Origin of the sequence: Rhizobium terrae, assembly GCF_003425685.1 — a bacterium.
GTDB classification, from domain to species: domain Bacteria; phylum Pseudomonadota; class Alphaproteobacteria; order Rhizobiales; family Rhizobiaceae; genus Neorhizobium; species Neorhizobium terrae.
Window position 1 is genome coordinate 201,689 of sequence record NZ_QJKM01000008.1, and the last position, 18,584, is coordinate 220,272.

Annotated in this window: 19 protein-coding genes and 1 pseudogene; 4 read left to right on the forward strand and 16 right to left on the reverse strand. The window is 62.6% G+C overall.

The window, feature by feature from the left end; all coding sequences use genetic code 11:
* Positions 1-81: 81 nt before the first annotated feature.
* The 3 genes from DMO26_RS16780 to DMO26_RS16790 form a co-directional block, all read right to left on the reverse strand.
* Complete coding sequence (locus DMO26_RS16780) at positions 82-1,608, reverse strand: malonate--CoA ligase (RefSeq protein ID WP_117193295.1); 1,527 nt, start codon at positions 1,606-1,608, stop codon at positions 82-84.
* The gene (locus DMO26_RS16785) at positions 1,608-2,981 is read right to left on the reverse strand and encodes a malonyl-CoA decarboxylase (protein ID WP_117193296.1); all 1,374 of its coding nucleotides are present in this window, start codon (positions 2,979-2,981) and stop codon (positions 1,608-1,610) included. The genes DMO26_RS16780 and DMO26_RS16785 overlap by 1 nt, the downstream gene beginning before the upstream one ends.
* Positions 2,982-3,054: 73 nt before the next feature.
* Positions 3,055-4,269 (reverse strand): polyhydroxyalkanoate depolymerase, encoded by a 1,215-nt coding sequence (locus tag DMO26_RS16790; protein WP_117193297.1) that lies wholly within the window; start codon positions 4,267-4,269, stop codon positions 3,055-3,057.
* Positions 4,270-4,382: 113 nt separating this feature from the next.
* On the opposite strand from DMO26_RS16790, the gene DMO26_RS16795 reads away from it, so the two are divergent.
* The 3 genes from DMO26_RS16795 (at position 4,383) to DMO26_RS16805 (ending at position 6,808) form a co-directional block, all read left to right on the forward strand.
* Positions 4,383-5,036 (forward strand): glutathione S-transferase, encoded by a 654-nt coding sequence (locus tag DMO26_RS16795; RefSeq protein ID WP_117193298.1) that lies wholly within the window; start codon positions 4,383-4,385, stop codon positions 5,034-5,036.
* Positions 5,037-5,060: 24 nt separating this feature from the next.
* The gene (gene kynA / locus DMO26_RS16800; RefSeq protein WP_117193299.1) at positions 5,061-5,900 is read left to right on the forward strand and encodes a tryptophan 2,3-dioxygenase; all 840 of its coding nucleotides are present in this window, start codon (positions 5,061-5,063) and stop codon (positions 5,898-5,900) included.
* 98 nt (positions 5,901-5,998) lie between these two features.
* Positions 5,999-6,808 (forward strand): AraC family transcriptional regulator, encoded by an 810-nt coding sequence (locus DMO26_RS16805; RefSeq protein ID WP_117193300.1) that lies wholly within the window; start codon positions 5,999-6,001, stop codon positions 6,806-6,808.
* A gap of 113 nt (positions 6,809-6,921) precedes the next feature.
* Here the strand turns inward: DMO26_RS16805 and DMO26_RS16810 are convergent, their stop codons facing one another.
* The 8 genes from DMO26_RS16810 to DMO26_RS16845 all read right to left on the reverse strand — a co-directional run bounded on the left by DMO26_RS16810 (position 6,922) and on the right by DMO26_RS16845 (position 12,972).
* The gene (locus DMO26_RS16810) at positions 6,922-7,245 is read right to left on the reverse strand and encodes a hypothetical protein (protein WP_117193301.1); all 324 of its coding nucleotides are present in this window, start codon (positions 7,243-7,245) and stop codon (positions 6,922-6,924) included.
* Positions 7,246-7,317: 72 nt separating this feature from the next.
* Positions 7,318-8,223, reverse strand: coding sequence for a 2-hydroxyacid dehydrogenase (locus DMO26_RS16815; RefSeq protein WP_162894945.1), 906 nt, complete (start codon positions 8,221-8,223; stop codon positions 7,318-7,320).
* 56 nt (positions 8,224-8,279) lie between these two features.
* On the reverse strand, positions 8,280-9,071 hold the full coding sequence (locus tag DMO26_RS16820; protein ID WP_404947057.1) for an amino acid ABC transporter ATP-binding protein: 792 nt from the start codon (positions 9,069-9,071) through the stop codon (positions 8,280-8,282).
* A 24-nt stretch (positions 9,072-9,095) separates the two neighbouring features.
* The gene (locus DMO26_RS16825) at positions 9,096-9,899 is read right to left on the reverse strand and encodes a transporter substrate-binding domain-containing protein (RefSeq protein WP_117193304.1); all 804 of its coding nucleotides are present in this window, start codon (positions 9,897-9,899) and stop codon (positions 9,096-9,098) included.
* A 52-nt stretch (positions 9,900-9,951) separates the two neighbouring features.
* A complete protein-coding gene (locus DMO26_RS16830; protein ID WP_117193420.1) occupies positions 9,952-10,608 on the reverse strand; it encodes an amino acid ABC transporter permease in 657 nt (218 codons plus the stop codon).
* Between the two features lie 18 nt (positions 10,609-10,626).
* On the reverse strand, positions 10,627-11,295 hold the full coding sequence (locus DMO26_RS16835; protein ID WP_117193305.1) for an amino acid ABC transporter permease: 669 nt from the start codon (positions 11,293-11,295) through the stop codon (positions 10,627-10,629).
* Between the two features lie 111 nt (positions 11,296-11,406).
* The gene (locus tag DMO26_RS16840) at positions 11,407-12,441 is read right to left on the reverse strand and encodes a LacI family DNA-binding transcriptional regulator (RefSeq protein WP_117193306.1); all 1,035 of its coding nucleotides are present in this window, start codon (positions 12,439-12,441) and stop codon (positions 11,407-11,409) included.
* A gap of 138 nt (positions 12,442-12,579) precedes the next feature.
* Complete coding sequence (locus DMO26_RS16845) at positions 12,580-12,972, reverse strand: winged helix-turn-helix transcriptional regulator (protein WP_117193307.1); 393 nt, start codon at positions 12,970-12,972, stop codon at positions 12,580-12,582.
* Between the two features lie 81 nt (positions 12,973-13,053).
* Here DMO26_RS16845 and DMO26_RS16850 point away from each other — a divergent pair, with 81 nt between their 5' ends.
* Positions 13,054-13,785: an SDR family NAD(P)-dependent oxidoreductase gene (locus tag DMO26_RS16850; protein ID WP_117193308.1), complete on the forward strand. Its 732-nt coding sequence runs from the start codon at positions 13,054-13,056 to the stop codon at positions 13,783-13,785.
* A 290-nt stretch (positions 13,786-14,075) separates the two neighbouring features.
* On the opposite strand, the gene DMO26_RS16855 is transcribed toward DMO26_RS16850, so the two are convergent.
* The 5 genes and pseudogenes from DMO26_RS16855 to DMO26_RS16870 form a co-directional block, all read right to left on the reverse strand.
* A complete protein-coding gene (locus DMO26_RS16855; RefSeq protein ID WP_117193309.1) occupies positions 14,076-14,906 on the reverse strand; it encodes an inositol monophosphatase family protein in 831 nt (276 codons plus the stop codon).
* The gene (locus DMO26_RS16860) at positions 14,906-15,934 is read right to left on the reverse strand and encodes a LacI family DNA-binding transcriptional regulator (RefSeq protein ID WP_117193421.1); all 1,029 of its coding nucleotides are present in this window, start codon (positions 15,932-15,934) and stop codon (positions 14,906-14,908) included. The genes DMO26_RS16855 and DMO26_RS16860 overlap by 1 nt, the downstream gene beginning before the upstream one ends.
* A pseudogene (locus DMO26_RS34160) lies at positions 15,911-16,678 on the reverse strand (glycerophosphodiester phosphodiesterase); the annotation flags it as partial. The pseudogene DMO26_RS34160 and the gene DMO26_RS16860, both read right to left, overlap by 24 nt.
* Positions 16,679-16,685: 7 nt before the next feature.
* Positions 16,686-17,741, reverse strand: coding sequence for an ABC transporter ATP-binding protein (locus DMO26_RS16865; protein WP_117193310.1), 1,056 nt, complete (start codon positions 17,739-17,741; stop codon positions 16,686-16,688).
* Positions 17,741-18,583 carry a carbohydrate ABC transporter permease gene (locus DMO26_RS16870; RefSeq protein ID WP_117193311.1) on the reverse strand — a complete coding sequence of 281 codons (843 nt, stop codon included), beginning with the start codon at positions 18,581-18,583 and terminating at the stop codon, positions 17,741-17,743. The genes DMO26_RS16865 and DMO26_RS16870 overlap by 1 nt, the downstream gene beginning before the upstream one ends.
* Position 18,584 lies beyond the last annotated feature (1 nt).

An 18,584-nucleotide genomic window follows, 5' to 3' on the forward strand; every position in this document is an offset into this window, starting at 1 on the left:
CCTCCCAGAAATGATCTGCATTCGTATGCAATCATAGTCTACGCGTATACACGGAAGGTCAAGCAGAAAAATCAGGCCGGCTTATTTTGCTGCAGCAGGTTCGAACGTACCGGCGAACTGGTCGCGCAGCAGGTTCTTCTGCACCTTGCCCATGGTGTTGCGCGGCAGTTCGGCCATGAAAGCCACCTTCTTCGGGCGTTTGTAGCCTGCCAGACGGCCGTCCAGAGCCTTGATGACGCTTTGTTCGGTCAACTCCGCGCCGGGTTTCAGCACCACGGCGGCGATGATGCCCTCGCCGAAGTCCGGATGCCTGACTCCGAAGACGGCACTTTCGTTGACGCCCGGCATGGCGTCGATCTCCATCTCCACCTCCTTCGGGTATACATTGTACCCGCCGGTGATGATGAGGTCCTTGCCGCGGCCGACGATATGCACATAGCCGTCGGCATCGATCTTGCCGAGGTCGCCGGTAATGAAGAAGCCGTCCTTGCGGAATTCCGAAGCGGTTTTTTCCGGCATGCGCCAATAACCCTGAAACACGTTCGGGCCGCGCACCTCGATCATGCCGATCTCTTCGGTGCCGAACAGCGCGCCGGTTTCCGGATCGGCGACCCGCACCTCGACGCCCGGCAGCGGGAAGCCGACCGTGCCGGCGACGCGGCGGCCGTCATAGGGGTTCGAGGTGTTCATGTTGGTCTCGGTCATGCCGTAGCGTTCGAGGATGGCGTGACCGGTGCGTTCCTGCCATTCGATATGCGTCTCGGCGAGCAGCGGCGCGGAGCCGGAGACGAAGAGGCGCATATGCGCCGTGCTTTCCCTGCTCAAGCCCGGATGCTGCAGGAGGCGGGTGTAGAAGGTCGGCACGCCCATCAGCGTCGTCGCCTGCGGCATGGCTTCCATGATCTTGTTCGGATCGAACTTCGGCTGGAAGATCATCGAGGCGCGCGCGGCGAGCACCACGTTGGTCGCGACGAAAAGCCCGTGCGTATGGAAGATCGGCAGGGCGTGGATCAGCACGTCCTTGTCCGTGAACCGCCAGCTTTCCACCAGCGAAAGAGCATTCGAGAGGAGATTGTCGTGGGACAGCATCGCGCCCTTGGAGCGGCCCGTCGTCCCCGAGGTATAGAGGATCGCGGCAATATCGCTGCCGCTGCGCGAAGAGGTTTGTGCGATCGGTTCGGCCGCGGCCGCGGCGTCGGTCAAGGTGCCCTTGCCCGCTGGATCGAGTGTCAGCGTTTTCGCCCCGGCGGCCCTGGCGATCGGTTCGAGTGCCGCGAATTTCGAAGGATCGCAGACGAAGATCGAAGGCTCTGCGTCGGTGAGGAAATATTCGATCTCCGCCGGCGTATAGGCGATGTTGAGCGGCAGATAGATGCCGCCGGCCCTGACCGTCGCGAGGTAGAGCGCCAGCGCCGTCACCGATTTCTCCGCCTGCACGGCCACCCGGTCGCCGGGCTGCAGGCCTGCTTCGAGCAGCGCTCCGGCAAGTCTTGCGCACTGGTCGGCAAAGGCGCGGTAGCTGACCGAGCCCGCCGTTTCGTCCGTCAGGAGCAGCCGGTCCTCCCGGTCGAGCCTGCCGAGCAGCGCGTCATAGAGATTGCCAGCCATCAGAACACCTCCTGGGATACCGGTTGGGCCAGTTTGCGCAGCGCCGGCATCGCCGCGATATGTCCGTTTTCGGCATAGGCCTCGTGATTCTTTTCGATTTCGCCGAGCCGGTAGCGATAATTGACCATTAGCCCGTAGGACTGATGCATGCCCTTCGGCGAACGGTCGCCGAGGAAGTTCAGCCGCTCCACCTGCGCGCCATTGCCGAGATGGAAACGGGCGACGGGATCCGCGGGACGCCCATTCGGGCGGCGGACGTTCAAGAGGTAATGCGCGCCGAGCGGCAGCATGGCACGGCGGATCTGATCGAGTTCCTGTTCGCCGGCGGAGGCCCAATCTCCTTCCAGCCTTGCGACGAGCCGCTTCTTTTCGTCCCGGATGTCTTCGCTGTCCTGGAAACGGCTTTCGCCGCGCAGCCAGGTGCCGAAGCCTGGAATGGGCGACAGCGTCACGAAATTTTCGAGCTTCGGCAGGTCGCGCTTCAGGTCGTTGACCACCTGCTTGATCAGGAAGTTGCCGAGCGAAATGCCGGTGAGGCCCCGCTGGCAGTTGGAAATGGAATAGAACACCGCCGTCGTCGCCTGCTGCACGTCCAGCGGCTGCCGGTCTCGCGCCAGCAACGCATCGACGGAGGACGCCAGATGGTCGGTCAGCGCCACTTCCACGAAGATCAGCGGCTCGTCCTCGAGCTGCGGATGGAAGAAACCGAAGCAGCGCCGGTCCTCCGGCGCCAGCCGGCGGCGCAGGTCTTCCCAGCCGTCGATGTCGTGTACCGCCTCGTAACGGATCAGCGCTTCCAGAATGTTGGCGGGCGTCGTCCAGTCGATCGATCTGAGCATCAGGAAACCCCGGTTGAACCATGAGGAAAAGAGGTGGCAGAAATCAAGATCGACCGGCTGCAGTTCGGGATGCCTGCCGAGCATGTCCATCAGATGCTCGCGCATCTCCACCAGGTTGGCGGTGCCGTGCTTGGCGAAATTGATCCGGCGGAAAAGCTCCTGCCGGCGCGGTTCGGCAGCCTCGTGGAGCCTGGCGATGTTGGGAGCGGTAGGCTCCGCCTGATAGGCGGCCGCAGCGGCCTGCAGGGCCTCCGGATTCGGTCCGAAACGGTCGAGCAGCGCCCGCATGAAGGCATCGCGCTCGGGCGCGGTCGCCTGGCGATAGGCTTCCAGAAAGGCTTCCGCGAGGATGGCGCCGGAGACTTCGCCGCGCCGCGACAGGATCATTTCGGCAAGGCCGATCAGATCGCGGTTCTGCACCGGCGGTGATGAAAGGCCGAACAAGGCCCGGCCGCGATCCGACAATGACTGAACCAGTTCGCCGATAAAGGGCGGCGCATCCCACCAGCCGAAAACAGGGTCCCTGCGGCTCATCTCGTTTCTCCTGCCCACTATTGCATACAGCAGATATTGGATCGTATGCAAGGAGTAGCAAGTCCGGAACCGGTCATTCCATCGCGAGAATCGTGTTGCGCACCACGGGATAGATCTCGTTTTCCCAGCGGCGTCCGCTGAAGACGCCGTAATGGCCGACATTGGCCTGAAGGTGGTGACGCCTGAGATGAGGGCGCAGCGACCGGCAGAGATCATGCGCCGCAGACGTCTGGCCGAGGCCGCAGATATCGTCGCGGCCGCCTTCGACGGTCAAAAGCGCCGTGTTGCGGATCTGGCCGGGATCGACCTTGCGGCCGTGATGCGTGTAGGTGCCTTCCGCCAGTTCCGCCCTCTGAAAGACGCGGTCGATGGTTTCCAGGTAGAACTCTTCCGTCATGTCGAGCACGGCGAAATATTCGTCGTAGAAATGCTTGATCTTGCCGGCTTCGGCCGTCTCGCCCCTGGAGAGATGGCGGTAGAGCTTGCGGTGCGCCTCCACATGCCGCTCCATGTTCATGCTCATGAAGGCGACGAGCTGCAGGAAACCCGGATAGACTCGCCGTCCGTTGCCGGGAAAACCCATCGGAACACCGCTGATCAGCTGGCTTTCGAACCACGACAGCGATTTCGAGACCGCCAGTTCGTTGACCTCGGTGGGACTCTCGCGTGTATCGACCGGTCCCGCCATCAACGTCATGGTGCGCGGCGTCGCCGGATTCTTGTCCTCCGACATGACCGCGACGGCGGCGAGCGTCTGGACGCAGGGCTGGCAGACGGCGAGCACATGCCCGCGCGGGCCGATCTCTTCCAGGAAGCGAATGATGTAATCGACATAATCGTCCATGCCGAAGCGACCGGCGGAGGTTGAGACATCCCGCGCATTGGCCCAGTCGGTAATGTAGACGTCGTGATCCTTCAGCAGCGTCTGGACCGTGCTGCGCAGGAGCGTCGAGAAATGGCCGGAGAGCGGTGCGACCACCAGCACGCGAGGCCGGGGCGTATCGACATCCGCCACGAAATGCAGGAGCTTGCCGAAGGGCAGTTCCAGCGCAGTCTCGACGCTGATCGGCACCTGGCGGTTGCCGATCGCGATCGAGGAAATCTCGAAATCCGGCCGCTCATGGGTGATCTTGAAGCGGGAGACCATTTCGAAAGCGGCTGCGGCATGCCGTCCCATCTCGCTTGCGGGGCCGAAGAACAGCGCCGAGGAGAGGATCTGCATGCGCGTTGCGAAATCCCGCATCGGCGCGAGGAGGTCGTCCTGGAATTGGTAGGCCTGGTAGAGCATTCGATGACCCCGCTCGCCGCGCAAATGCGGCGGTGCAAAAATGCTAGTGCAATATGTCTCGCGATGCGAGAAGATTGTCATGGAAAAGTATTGTTGTCCGACAGGAATAACCCATGGCGCAGGCGGCACTGACGATCTCCTCGAAGAACTACTCCTCCTGGTCGCTGCGCGGCTGGCTGCTCTGCCGCATGGCGGGGCTCGATTTCCGCGAGGTGCTGGTGGAGATGAACGAGAACGCGCGCCAAGAGCTGCTGCTGCTGTCGCCCTCCGTTCTGGTGCCACGGCTGACTCACGACAAGGTCACCGTGTGGGATACGCTGGCGATCGCCGAATACCTGAACGAGATCTTCCCGGATGCGGGGCTGTGGCCGGCCGATATCGCCGATCGCGCCCGCTGCCGCGCGGTTTCGGGGGAGATGCATTCGGGTTTCCACAATCTCCGCTCCGCCCTGCCGATGAACCTGAAGGCAAGGCACGAGCGCTTCAAGATCTTTTCCGGCGCCCGGCCGGATGTCGAGCGCGTCAAGGCGATCTGGAACGAATGTCTCGAGGCGAGCGGCGGCCCTTGGCTGTTCGGCGCCAGGCCCACCGTGGCGGACGCCATGTACGCGCCTGTCTGCACCCGTTTCCGCACCTATGCGGTCGAGCTGGAGCCAAGGCTTGCGGCCTATGCCGAGATGATCCTCTCCTGGCCGCTGATCATCGAATGGACGGAAGGGGCGCTTGCGGAACCGGACGAAATCGTCGAGTTGGAAGTGGAATTCTAACCCGCGGAAGACAGGCCGGACATCATGAGCTCGAAACCCTACGATCCTGCCGAGGACGGCGCGGAAATGTCGTTCCGCGAGAAGATGTCCTATTCGGACTACCTGCATCTCGAACGGGTGCTCGATGCGCAGGAACCGATCTCGGATGCGCATGACGAACTGCTGTTCATCATCCAGCACCAGACCTCCGAACTGTGGATGAAGCTTGCGATCCACGAGATCAGCTCGGCGATCGGGGCGATCCGCAACGACGACCCGCAGCCGGCCTTCAAGATGCTGTCGCGCGTCGCGCGCATCTTCGAGCAGCTCAACAATGCCTGGGACGTGCTGCGCACCATGACGCCCAGCGAATATACCGAATTCAGGGCCTCGCTCGGCCAGTCCTCCGGCTTCCAGTCCTATCAGTACCGGGCGATTGAATTCCTGGCCGGCAACCGCAATCCCGCGATGCTCGGCCCGCATGCGCACCGGCCGGATGTAACCGAGATGCTGGAAGGCATTCTCGCGCGGCCGAGCCTCTACGACGAGGCGCTGATGCTGCTGGCCCGCCGCGGCTTCGACATCGGCGAGGATGCCGCCCGCACCGGCTGGCGTGACAAGCGCGGCGAAAATCCCAAGGTTCTGGAGGCCTGGCGGGAGGTCTACAGCGCCCCCGGCAAACACTGGGAACTCTATGAACTCGCCGAAAAACTGGTCGATTTCGAGGACTATTTCCGCCGCTGGCGCTTCAATCATGTGACGACCGTGGAGCGGGTGATCGGCTTCAAGCGCGGCACCGGCGGCACGTCCGGAACGGCCTATCTCAAGAAGATGCTGGAGGTCGAGCTCTTCCCCGAGCTCTGGCGGGTGCGCACGGTCCTTTAGGGCGAACGCAAGTCTCGCCTCGTCGTCAGATCTGTAAACTGCCGTTTGGAAATCCGCTCCGGCGGCGCTAGGCTGGCTTTGATCTTGGGACGAAGCCGATGCGGACGAACGGACGACACGGATTTACGATACTGCGCACCCGCATGGCCGGCGTGCAGGCGGTGGTGGCGTGCTCCGACCGGCATTTCGCCCGCCATACCCATGACCAGTTCGGCATCGGCGTGATCGAGGCCGGCGCGCAGACATCGCTGAGCGGCCGCGGACAGGTGGAGGCCGGGCCGGGCGATGTCATCACCGTCAATCCCGGCGAAGTGCATGACGGCGTGCCGATCGGCGGCAACGCGCGTTTCTGGCGGATGCTGTATCTCGACCCGCAGGTCGTGGCCCAGGCGGTTGCCGATATCCGCCAGGGCCTGCCGGGCGATTTCGAATTCTGCGATCCGGTGATGACGACGGCACCTTCCGCTGCCACGATGCGGCGGCTTTTTGCGGCTGTGACCTCGGCCGAAGCCGATGCCGATATGCGCGGCGGCGAACTGCTGCTGACCTTGCTGGCCGAGGTGATGCGCGCGGCGCCGGCGGCGAAGGCTGCGCCGGCAGGTGTCAGGTCCGCCCGGGAGAGGATCGACGACGATCCGGCGGCACCCGTCGATCTCGCCGAACTCGCCGGATTGGCCGGGCTCAGCCGTTTCCAGCTGCTGCGGGCTTTCGACCGCGCAACGGGGCTTACCCCGCATGCCTATCTGATCCAGCGGCGCATCCAGCTCGCCCGTAAGCTGATTGCCGGCGGGGTGAGCCTTGCGGAAGCGGCACTTGCCAGCGGTTTTGCCGACCAGAGCCATATGACCCGCATCTTTACCCGCAGCTATGGCCTTTCTCCTCGCCTTTATGCGGAAGCCGTGCGTTGAAGCACATTGTTAAAGGCCGCCCAACGTCTTCCGATGGCGACATGCGCGAAGACAAGGCGCCAAAGCGCGCTGAGCGGATCTGAAGGAGCGCACTTGCCGCGGCTTCCCGGATCTCAGCTCAGGGCCAGATCGAAGACGTGATGATGGATGTGGCCCTCGAACATTTCGAGCAGGCCCTTGGTCATCTCGCGGCTTTCATAACGCACCGGCGCTTCGAGTGCCGCCGCCAGCGCCTCGCGGCTGTCGTACAAGGTGGAGAGCACCATCGGATAGGACGGTGCGCCCTCGTCGCGTTCGACATTGTAGAGCACGCGGACTTCCCTGACGCCTGGAAACGCGCGCCACATGGGCATCAGCTTGTCAGCCACATAGGCCTTGAACGCCTCTTCCCGGCCAGCCTTGATCGTGCCTTCGAAGAAGGCTTGACGGATGATCATGGTTTCAATCTCGCTTTATTCTTGTCCGGCGCAATTCCTGACGGTAAGCCGCCCACACTTTTCCGGAATTGCCTAGTTGACGGTGGTCGGCGGCTTTTCGCCGGCGAAATGGGCGGCGATATTGGCGAGCACCAGTTCGCCCATGGCGACGCGGGTCTCGACCGTGGCGCTGCCCTGATGCGGCATCAGCACCGTGTTCGGCGCGGTAAAGAAATCCTCGCGGATGCGCGGTTCGTTGAGATAGACGTCGATGCCGGCCGCGCCGATCGTGCCGTCGTTCAGGGCTGCCAGCAGCGCGTCCTCGTCAACGACGCTGCCGCGGGCGATGTTGATCAGGATGCCCTTCGGTCCAAGCGCCTTCAGGACATCGGCATTGACGATGTTCCGGGTCTCGGCATTCGCCGCGACGATGACGCAGAGCACGTCGCTGTCTTCGGCGAGCGCCACCGGTGAAGCGCAGGCCTTCCAGCTCGTGTCCTTCACCGGCGAGCGGTTCCAGTAGCGAACATCCATGCCGAAAGCCTCGGCGCGGCGGCCGAAGGCCTTGCCGATCTGGCCGAGGCCGAGGATGCCGAGCTTCTTGCCCTTCGGGCTGTTGCCGAGCGGAAAACCTTCCCTGCCCCACTTGCCGGCACGCACGAAGGCGTCACCTTGGGCGATATGGCGCAGCACGCCGAGCATCAGCGCGATGCCGAGATCGGCGACGTCGTCGGTCAAAACACCCGGTGTTGTCGTGACGTCGATATTGCGGGAGCGGGCGAGCTTCAGGTCCACCTTGTCGGTGCCGACGCCGTTGATGGCGATGACGCCGAGCGACGGCATCTTCTCGATCCACTCGTTGGAAAGGCCGGTTCCGCCGCCTGTCGCCACCGCGCGGATGTTCGGCAGCGCAGCCTCAAGCGCCGCCTTCTGGGCCGGGTCGTACAGGCGATGCACCGTGTAGGCTGCATCGAGACGCTCTTCGATGAACGGCATCATCTGTTCGACAAGCAGGATATCTGGTTTCATGGAAGCAATCCGTCTTTTGAAAGCGGTCAGGAAATCTGGCCGAGGAATATTTTCAGACGCTCGTTCTTCGGGTTGCCGAAAAACTCGTCCGGCGTTCCCATTTCTAGGATTTCTCCGCGGTCCATGAAGATCACGCGGTCGGCGACCTGGCGCGCAAAGCCCATTTCATGGGTGACGCAGAGCATGGTCATGCCTTCCTTGGCAAGGTCGATCATGGTGTCGAGCACTTCCTTGACCATTTCCGGATCGAGCGCCGAGGTGGGTTCGTCGAACAGCATGATCTTCGGGTTCATGCAGAGCGCGCGGGCGATCGCGACACGCTGCTGCTGGCCGCCGGAAAGCTGGGCCGGGTATTTTTCCGCCTGTTCGGGAATGCGCACCCGCTCCAGGAATTTTCGCGCGGTCTTCTCGGCTTCTGCCTTGGAAACGCCGCGCACCTTCATCGGCGCCAGCGTGCAGTTTTCCAGAACCGTCATATGCGGGAAAAGGTTGAACTGCTGGAAGACCATGCCGGTCTCCTGCCGCACGATATCGACATTCCTGCCGCCGGCGGTCAGATCATGGCCGTCCACGACGATCCTGCCGTTCTTGATCGTCTCGAGCTGGTTGATGCAACGGATCAGCGTCGACTTGCCGGAACCGGACGGGCCGCAGATGACGATGCGCTCGCCGCGTTTCACCGACAGCTCGATATTCTTCAGCGCATGGAATTCGCCGTACCACTTGTTGACGCCTTCCATACGGACGACCCAGGGGGAAGCGGCGTCGGAAGTCCCTCGCGTGGCTGCGGCCGATGCGTTTGCGTTTACCTCAGTCATCACGAGGAACTCCCTTTTACGTTCTTACTTCTTGGCATCCGCTACAAAGTTCGGAAGGGGCGCGCCGAGCCACTTTTCGTGGATCTTATTGAGTTCGCCGCTCGACTTGGCCTTTTCGACGAAGGAGTTGACAGCCGTCAACAGCTCGTGCGAACCCTTGCGGACCGCGATGCCCTGAACCTGCTGGCTGAGCTGCAGCTTCTGGTCGAAGCGGCCGGGAGCGGCCTTTTCGATCTGGGCGGCGACGACGTTCGAGATGCCGATCAGCTCGACCTGGCCGGACAGAAGAGCCTGCACGGCACTGGCATCGTCATCGAAACGCTGGATCCTGGCATCCTTCGGGGCGACCTTGGTGACGCCGGTATCCTGCGTGGAGGCGCGGGCGACGCCGATCGTCTTGCCGGAAAGGTCTTCCGGCTTGGAGACCGCGGTGCCCTTGGCGCCGAAGACGCCGATCGAGATGCCGGCATAGGGTTGCGAGAAATCGACGCTCTTGGCGCGCTCTTCGGTGATGCCGAGCGAGGCGACGAGGAGATCGACCTGGTTGCTCTGGAGATAGGGAATGCGGTTTGGGCCGGTGACCGGCACGATCTGCACCTTCACGCCCCATTCCTTGCCAAGCAGCTTCGCCACGTCGGCGTCGTAGCCGTCCGGCTCGTTGTTGGTGTTCATGATGCCGAAGGGCGGGAAATCGACCAGCATGCCGACCTTCACCGTGCCCGCGGCCTTGATGCTTTCGACCGTCTGTGCGGAGGCCGTCGAAGCCGTTGCGCCCATCATCAGGCCGGCGCCGATTGCGGCTATCATCATGCGTCTGAAAATGTTCATCTTCCTACCCTTTCTGTTGTGCCGGGTTGACCTCCCTCCGGCGCGGGTCCCGTCAGCGTGTCGTCGCCCGGGAGAATCGGATTTCCATGCGCCGTGCGAGAACCGAAAGCGGCCAGCACAGCACGAAATAGACGGCCGCCACCGTGCCGAACACGAGGAAGGGGCTGAAAGTGGCATTGTTGATGATCTGGCCCTGGCGGGTAAGTTCAGTGAAACCGATGATCGCCGCAAGCGACGTACCCTTGATGAGCTGCACCAGGAAACCGACCGTCGGCGCTACCGCGATCTTCGAGGCCTGCGGCAGGATGATGTAGCGCATGCGGTTATAATAACGCAGGCCGAGCGCGGTCGCCGCCTCCCGCTGGCCGGGCGGTACCGCCTCGATGCAGCCGCGCCAGATTTCACCGAGGAAGGCGCTGGCATGCAGCGTGAAGGCGACGGTAGCGGCAAGCCATGGATTGATGGCGAAGCCCATGATGTTCATGCCGAAGAAGACCAGGAAAAGCTGCATCAGGAGCGGCGTGCCCTGGAAGACGCGGATGAAGCCGGTGGCGACGAGGCGCGGCCATTTCGCATCCGAGACGCGGAGCAGCGCGATCAGGAGCCCGCCGATGCCGCCGCCCGCAAAGGCGATAGCCGACAGGGCGATCGTCCATTGCGCCGCAAAGACGATGATCCAGAACTCGTTGATGCCGAAGGGTCTGATCAGAGGCATTGGTCTCTCCCCTTACCGGCTCAGCGGATATTTGAAGGCGGCCTTCTCGATCGCCGAGAAGATCATCGAGAACCCGACCGACATGACAAGATACATGATCGTGATGACGATATAGACTTCGAAGCTCGCGAAGGTCTGCGACTGCAGGTTATTGCCGGCGGCGGCAAGGTCGTCGGCGGAAATGGCCGAGACGACGCTGGAGGTCAGCATCAGGTAGATGAACTGGCTGGTGAGTGCCGGATAGACGGTCCTGAGCGCCGGTTTCATGATGATGTAACGGAAGATCTGCAGCTTCGAGAGGCCGAGCGCGGTGCCCGCCTCCACCTGCCCCTTCTGGATCGACTCGATGCCGGCGCGGATGATCTCGGTGCCGTAGGCGCCGAAATTGACGACCAGCGCCAGAAGGGCAGCGCCGTTCGGCGTCAGACGCAGGCCGAGCGACGGCAGGCCGAAGAAGATGAAGAAAATCTGCACCAGGAAAGGCGTGTTGCGGATCACCTCGATATAGGCGTCGATCAGGAAGCGCAGCGGTGCTACGCCGGAGGTCTTGCCGGCGGCGCAGGCGATCGAAACGATCAGCCCGAGAATCATCGCCGCCACCGAAAGCTGGATCGTCAACCAGGCGCCGAGCAGAAGCTGGTCGAAACCGGCGAAGACCGGCTCGAAGTTGAAATTGTACAACTTGGGACCTCCCCAATGATGCCGGACGGACGCCGCTCCTCGGCAGCGCCCCTCCTTTTAGATCGATCTAAAAGCTTTCGAAGCGGGCGTCAACCGTAAATTAGTTCATTCCTAACCGGCCGGAACCGCGATGGGTCCGCAGGATTGGCGAATATGAAGTTGCGTTTCCGTCACAACTCTGCGAGGTGGCGCGAGCGGATCGGTCAGCCGATCGAGCAGCAGCCGGGCGGCGTTTTCGCCGATCGTCACCGGTGCGGTGGAGACGGAGGTGAGCCGCGGGCGGATGACGTCGGCCTCGGCGACATCGTCGAAGCCGATCAGCGAGAAGTTCCCGCCGACCTTCAGCCCAAGATCCGTGAGCCCCGCATTGAGGCCGAGCGCGATGACGTCGTTGAAGCAGATCACCGCGGTCGGCCGCTCCACACCTTCGAAGAGCAGGTGGGCCGCGCTTGGGATCTGCGCCGTCTGGTTCGGCATGCGGACGATCAGGCCGCTGTCGAGCCCGCGCGCGTGCATGGCCTCGCGGAATCCTTCGATGCGTTCGTGATAGGCGGAATGGATCGGTCCGTGCACGGCAAAGGCGATGCTCTTGTGGCCAAGCGAGGCGAGATGATCCACCGCCTGGCGCATGCCGGCCGCGTAATCGGCGCCTGCATAATCGACCTCGTCGGAAATATGCCTGAGCGCCTGGACGAGCGGCAGGTGCCATTCGATGAGCTGGTGCAGGAATTGCCGCTCGGTGCCCGCCGCAGGGCAGAAGATGACGCCGTCGACGCCGTGCTCGCGCATGCGGCGCATGACCGTATCCTGCCGTTCGACCAAATCACCGCTGTTCGCCAGGATCACCACCATGCCTGCCGCATCGATCACCGCCTCGATGCCGGAGAGGAGTTCGGCGAAGAACGGATTGGTGAGATTGGGCACGATGACGCCGACCGTGTGGCTGCGCTCGGCGCGCAGCCGCGCAGCGCCCATGTTGTAGACATAACCGAGTTCCCGCATCGCTTCCTCGACGCGGGCGCGCGTCTCGGCGCCGACCAGCGGGCTCTTGCGGATCACGAGCGAGGCGGTGGCGCGCGAGACATTGGCTCGCCGCGCCACATCGAGAAGCGTCACACGGCTTTTCTTGCGGTCTTCGGATGGCATGGGTTTGATTTAGCAGGAATGTGGGGAGCCCGAACAGACCCCCGCCTGCCATTGCACCGGAATCGCAAGTAACCCCGGATAAGTGTGGAGGAGTATAGGCATGGCAGCTTTGCGCCAGAAGCGGTCATAGGGACATCGTCAGCGACGATTTCCCGTGTTGTCATAGCGCAGCGTGGCTGCCTCGACCTTGTCGCCATTGGCGGCTGCCCATGCACACAGTGCTTCAAACGGCTCCCGCAGTGAATGGCCTAGTGGAGTAATTGCATATTCCACGCCAATCGGCTGCGTTGGCAGCACGGTTCTCGTCACAAGGCCGTTCCGCTCAAGCCTCTTCAAGGCGTCGGCCAGAGCCTTGTGCGTGATCCCGTCGAGACGCCGCTTGATCTCGTTGAAGCGCGAGGGTTTGGGACAGATCACTGTCAGTATCAGGATCGTCCATTTGTCAGCGATCTTGTCGAGCACGGGACGAACCTGCGCCATGTCGCAAAGTGCGCGATGAGACAGTGCTTCAAGGTCAGTATACTGGTCCATATTTAGGCTATTCCAGGTGCGTAGTTGATATCAGATATCCAAAGTATATCATAGCGAGACCATTCAGTGAAAGGATTTACGATGGCTCGAATGAATAACAAAGTGGCTTTGGTCGTCGGTGGCGCGAAGGGTATCGGCCTAGCGATTGCAGAGCGGCTTTCTGCCGAAGGGGCAAATGTCTTCATCACCAGCCGTAGAGGTGAAGATGCTGAAAAGGCGGCCAAAGGCATCGGCAATGGCGCTGTCGGCATTACCGCTGACGCAAGCTCTCCGGAAGACATGGTGGAGGCTGTCGAAAAAGTACGCAAAGCATGCGGTCGTATTGACGCGCTCGTATTGAATGCAGGCCTCTCCGAGCCTTCGCAGATCGGCGAAATAACGCCGGACCACTTCGACCGCCACTTTGGCGTCAACGTCCGAGGAATGGTGTTCGGCCTCCAAGCAGCTCTCCCCGCAATGACAGAAGGCGGCTCGGTCGTCCTCGTCGGGTCCATAGCCGGGAACGCGGGCTACTCGGCTTATGGAACCTACTGCGCAACCAAAGCGGCCGTTCGATCCTACGCCAGAACCTGGACGGCAGAACTCGCACCCAAAGGTATTCGGGTCAACGTCGTTGCACCCGGCCCCACGGATACGGAGATGATGGCTGCTGTCGCGGAAGACATGCGTGCAGCGTTTGTCGCTCCGATCCCGATGGGGCGAATGGCGCGGCCTTCAGAAGTGGCTGCGGCCGCCTTGTTCTTGTTGAGCGATGACGCGAGTTACATCGCTGGTGTCGAACTGTGCGTCGACGGCGGCTTGCGGCAGGTCTAAGGTTAGCTCGATACGGTGTACCCGATCTGAGCAGGTCGGGTACAGCAAAACGCGCTCGATGACAGATCGACCTTAGATTGAAGCCGTTCAACACCAAAAAAAAGCGACTGAACACCGCGTGTGATCGTGTTAGCGGCGCTGTCTTCGACGAGCCCTTTCACCTGTCGTGAAACGTCCGCTCCGGGCCGACAGCGGACCCACCGCCCCGACCTCAAGGTTTGGAAGCACCTTGACGTCTTATGCAATTGCCTCGCCTTGGTCGGGATCGATCGACAAACCTTCCCCTCGCATCATTCCGCCGCGGCCAGCAGCCCTTCCATATCCATCAAAAAGGCAAACTCATCCTCTAGCCCCGGCGAGCAGGCCACGACCGGGCCGCCCTGGCGTAGCAGAAGGCCGAGCGGCGGGATCGCGACGACCGCTCCCGCCTCTGACGCGATCAGCACGCCGGCCATCATATCCCAGGCGGAGAGGTGCCGTTCGTAATAGAGGTCGGAGACGCCCTCGGCGACGCGGATAAGGCCGATGGCGGCGGCGCCCATGCGGCGGTAATCGATGCCGCGCTCATAGAGTTTTCGCGAGATGGCGAGATAGTCTTCGAAATCCGTGCGGCGAGAATGGCCGAGGATGGCGATCGCATGATTGGGATCGGACGTCTTGGCGGCGGCGATACGCTGGCCTTCCTTGAAGGCCCCCTCGCCCCGGATCGCGTGGAAGACCTTGTCCTGCGCGGCGTCGTAGATCACGCCGATCAGGATCTCGCCGCCGGCGACGAAGGCTATGGATACGCCCCAGTGCCGGAAACCACGGATGAAATTCGTCGTGCCATCGATCGGATCGACCACCCAGGTGCCGCGCTCGCTTTCATCGGCATTGCCGCCGCCCTCCTCGCCCATGAAGGCGTCCAGCGGGAATCTTGCGAGCAGTGCCGCGCGGACCGCCTCTTCCGCCTGTTTGTCGGCGACCGTGACGAAATCCTGCAGACCCTTGTTCTCGACGCCGAGCGTTTCCGGCCGGGCGTCAGTGCGGAAGGCGGCGGCCTGCCGGCCGACATCGCGGGCAACGTCGATTGCAACGGCGGCACGGGGCGTAAGGGCGGAAAGATCGAATGCGGATGCCATTATGCACTTCTTCTCTTGATCAGCGTCACGGGCGTGAATTCCACCCGCGCGACCGCGTCCGGTTCGGACATGCGGCTGGTGAGGAGGTCGATCACCTGTTCCGCCTGCACGTCGCAGGGCTGGACGAAGGTGGTGAGCTCATAGGCGCTCCAGCTTGCCTGAGGAATGTCGTCATGGCCGATGACTTTCACCGATCCATCCGGCCGGCCGGCTTTTCTCAAGCCGTCAAGGACGCCGCAGGCCATGTAGTCGTTGACGGAAAAGACGCCGTCGATGCCGAGATCGAGCAGTTTTTCCGCCGCGCCATGGCCGTGCGCATAATCATTGACGGCGACGGGGATGAGCGGCGCCTCGAGCCCGAGCATCTGACAGCGGTTCTGGAAGGCTTCCGCTCGGCGGCGCGAGGAATAGGAGACGGCTGTGCCGGCGATGACCGCGAGCTTTTTCGCGCCGGCTTCCAAAAGATGGTCTGCCGCCACGTAGCCTGACATGCGGTCGTCCGACACGACACGGTCGACGAAGGGGAAATCCTCGCCCTTGTTGACCAGCACGATCGGCACGCCCTCGACCGCGCATTCCTCGAAGATATGCGACGGCGGCGCATCCGAAGTGACGATGACGCCTGACACCGCATAATGCAGCAGCTGGCCGATGACAGTGGCGCTGTCGGCTTCCTTCGAGGTCGGCAGCAGGATCGGCCGATAGTTGCGGGCGATCAGCGTCCGGGCCAGATGTTCGAGCTGCTGGGTCCGGAACGGATTGTCGAGGCCGGCTGCGACCAGGCCGACGAGATCGGAGCGCTTGTTGGTGAGGCTGCGGGCGAGATAATTCACCCGGTAACCGAGTTCCTTGGCGGCCTGATAGACCTTCTGGCGGGTTTTTTCCGAGACGCTGGCATCCGGCGTGAAGGCGCGCGAGACGGCGGCGCGGGAAACACCCGCGACCCTCGCCACGTCGAAGGACGTGACGCGGCGCGGCTCGCGGGATGCGCCATTGCCGTCGCCGTCCTGGGATTTTGGCGGCCGCATCAGGTCCGGCAGGTCGGTGCAGATGCCGACGACCGGCAGGACCATGATATCCTTCAGCACATCCGGCCGCTCCTCGTGCCACAGCACGAGCTCCTTGCCATCGGCAAAGGCCTTTTCCATCAGCTCCTCGGTGACGAGGTCCTGCGGCGTGTCGCTCGCCTTTTCCCAGCAGAGATGCAGGATATCGGCGCCGGCCGCCTCGCCCGCCGTATGCGGATCATGGCCGACGCGGACCAGGACGGAGAGCGGATAATCGCAGCCCATCTCGCGGAGCTCACGTACCTGGGCCACATCGAACGAGCCGAGAGCGGCGAACCGCTGGTTCCTCTCCTTGAGATGCCGCCAGCAGAGCGGACCGGTGCCCGGCCGCTTCAGCTCCACATAGAGGCCGCAGCCGGTCTCGCGGCCAAGCGCCGCCACTTCCTCGAAGCTCGGTACGTCCGGCACTGCGGCACGCAGCTCGGCAAAGGTCATCTGCGAGATATGCAGATCCTGCTGGAAGACGCGCTGCAGATGGTCATCATGGGAGACGACGACAACGCCGTCCGCGGTCATCTGCGTGTCGAGTTCCCACATTTCGGCGCCGAGCTCGGCGGCGCGGCGGAAGGCCGCGAGCGTGTTTTCCTTCTCGTGGCCGCTGGCGCCCCGATGGCCGATGCAGAAGGGCAGCTTGCCGCCCCTGTTCGCCAAAGGGCTTTCCGGCCAGCCGTATTTCTGGAAAAAGGCGGAAAAGTCGCGCATCAGAGCTCCCTCAAAGTCTCTGGCCGTTTTCAGCGAAGATGAAGGCTGCATCGCTGCCGAGCATCCAGCGCACCTGGTCGCCAGGCTTGATGTCGTTCCTCACCGGCTGGATCGAGCGCAGCACCGAGCCGTCCGGCAGGGCGACATCGTAAAGGTTTTCGCGCCCTTGCGTTTCGGCAAAGACAATCCTGCCTTCGACCGCGATATCGCCGCCCGTGCCGAAATGTTCAGGCCGGACGCCGAGCGTCAGCGGCGTGTCGTCCGAAATGCCGGACAACGCAGCGAGCGGGACCTTGAGATGGCCGTCGCCCGAGACAAATGCGCCCTGGAAGGCGGTGCCCTTGATGAAGGAGATCGGCGGATTGCCGAGGAAGCCGGCGACGAAGGAGGTGCGCGGGTCGTTATACATGGCGGACGGCGTGGCGATCTGGACGATTTCGCCGGATTTCATGATGGCGATGCGGTCGCACATCGACATCGCCTCGACCTGGTCATGGGTGACGAGGATGGCGGTGATGCCGGTTTCCCTCTGCAGCCGGCGGATCTCCGAACGCATTTCAAGGCGCAGTTTCGCATCGAGATTGGCGAGCGGCTCGTCGAGCAGCAGCACGTCCGGACGGCGGATCAGCGCACGCGCCAGCGCCACGCGCTGTTGCTGGCCGCCGGAAAGCTGCGAGGGCCGGCGGTCGAGCAGGTTGTCGATATGGACGAGTGCCGCGATCGCAGCCACCTGCTTCTTGATGTCGGGCGCGGCGGCCCGCTTCACCATCAGCGGAAAGCCGATATTCTCCTCCACCGTCATATGCGGATAAAGCGCATAGGACTGGAAGACGACGCCGACATTGCGCTCCTGGCTCGGCAAGTTGGTGACGTCCCTGTCTCCGAACAGGATGCGGCCCGATGTTGGACGGTGGATGCCGCAGACGGCAAACAGCGTCGTCGACTTGCCGCAGCCGGAAGGGCCGAGCAGCGCCAGCATCTCGCCGGACGCGACTTCGAGGTTCATGTCCTCGATGACCTTGGTGGAGCCGAAGCTCTTGGAAAATTTGTCGAGCAGGATGCGCATCAGCCCTTCGTGCCTCCGCCGTAGATGTTCATGAGATGCTTCTGGAAGAAGACGTAGAGGATCAGCACCGGCACGACGTAGAAGACGCCGACGGCCTTGAAGGTGCCGAAATCGAAATTGTTGTCGTCGATGATCAGGCTCGCCAGATAGACCGACAGGACCTGGACCTGGGCACCGGGTGCGAGCACCTGCGGCAGGATGAACTCGCTCCAGCCGGTCAAAAAGGAGAACAGGCCGAGCGCCATCACCGCCGGCTTGATCTGCGGCAGGACGAGCCTGCGCCAGACCGTGAAGCGCGAGGCGCCGTCGACGATGCCGGCCATCTCGATTTCCCAGGGCACGGTGTCGTAAAAACCCTTCATCAGCCAGATGCCGAGCGGCAGATCGATCGCCGCCTTCACGAGGATCACCCCGATCAGCGAATTGTAGAGGCCGATATACTGGAGCACGATGAAGATCGCGATGATCAGCGTCACCGATGGGAAGGCATGCAGCACCATCACGCCGGCGAGGAAGAAGCCGCGCGCCGGCACGTTGAGGCGCGACAGCACGTAACCCGCCATCGATGCGACCGTCAGGATGACTGCGGTAATGCAGCTTGCGAAGATGAAGGTGTTGAGCGTGACGAGCCAGATGTTCGGCTTGCCGGTCTTCGTCTGCCAGAGAAAACTCCAGTGGCGCAGCGTGAACTCGTTCGGGATCAGCGAGCCGACCGGGGTCTCGCTGATCGTGTCGATGAAGAGATAGGCATACATCAGCACCAGCGGCAGGCTAAACAGCGTCAGCAGCAGGATCACCGGCAGGCTGGAGAAGTTTGCCGAAGGTTGGGGTTTCTCGGCCATC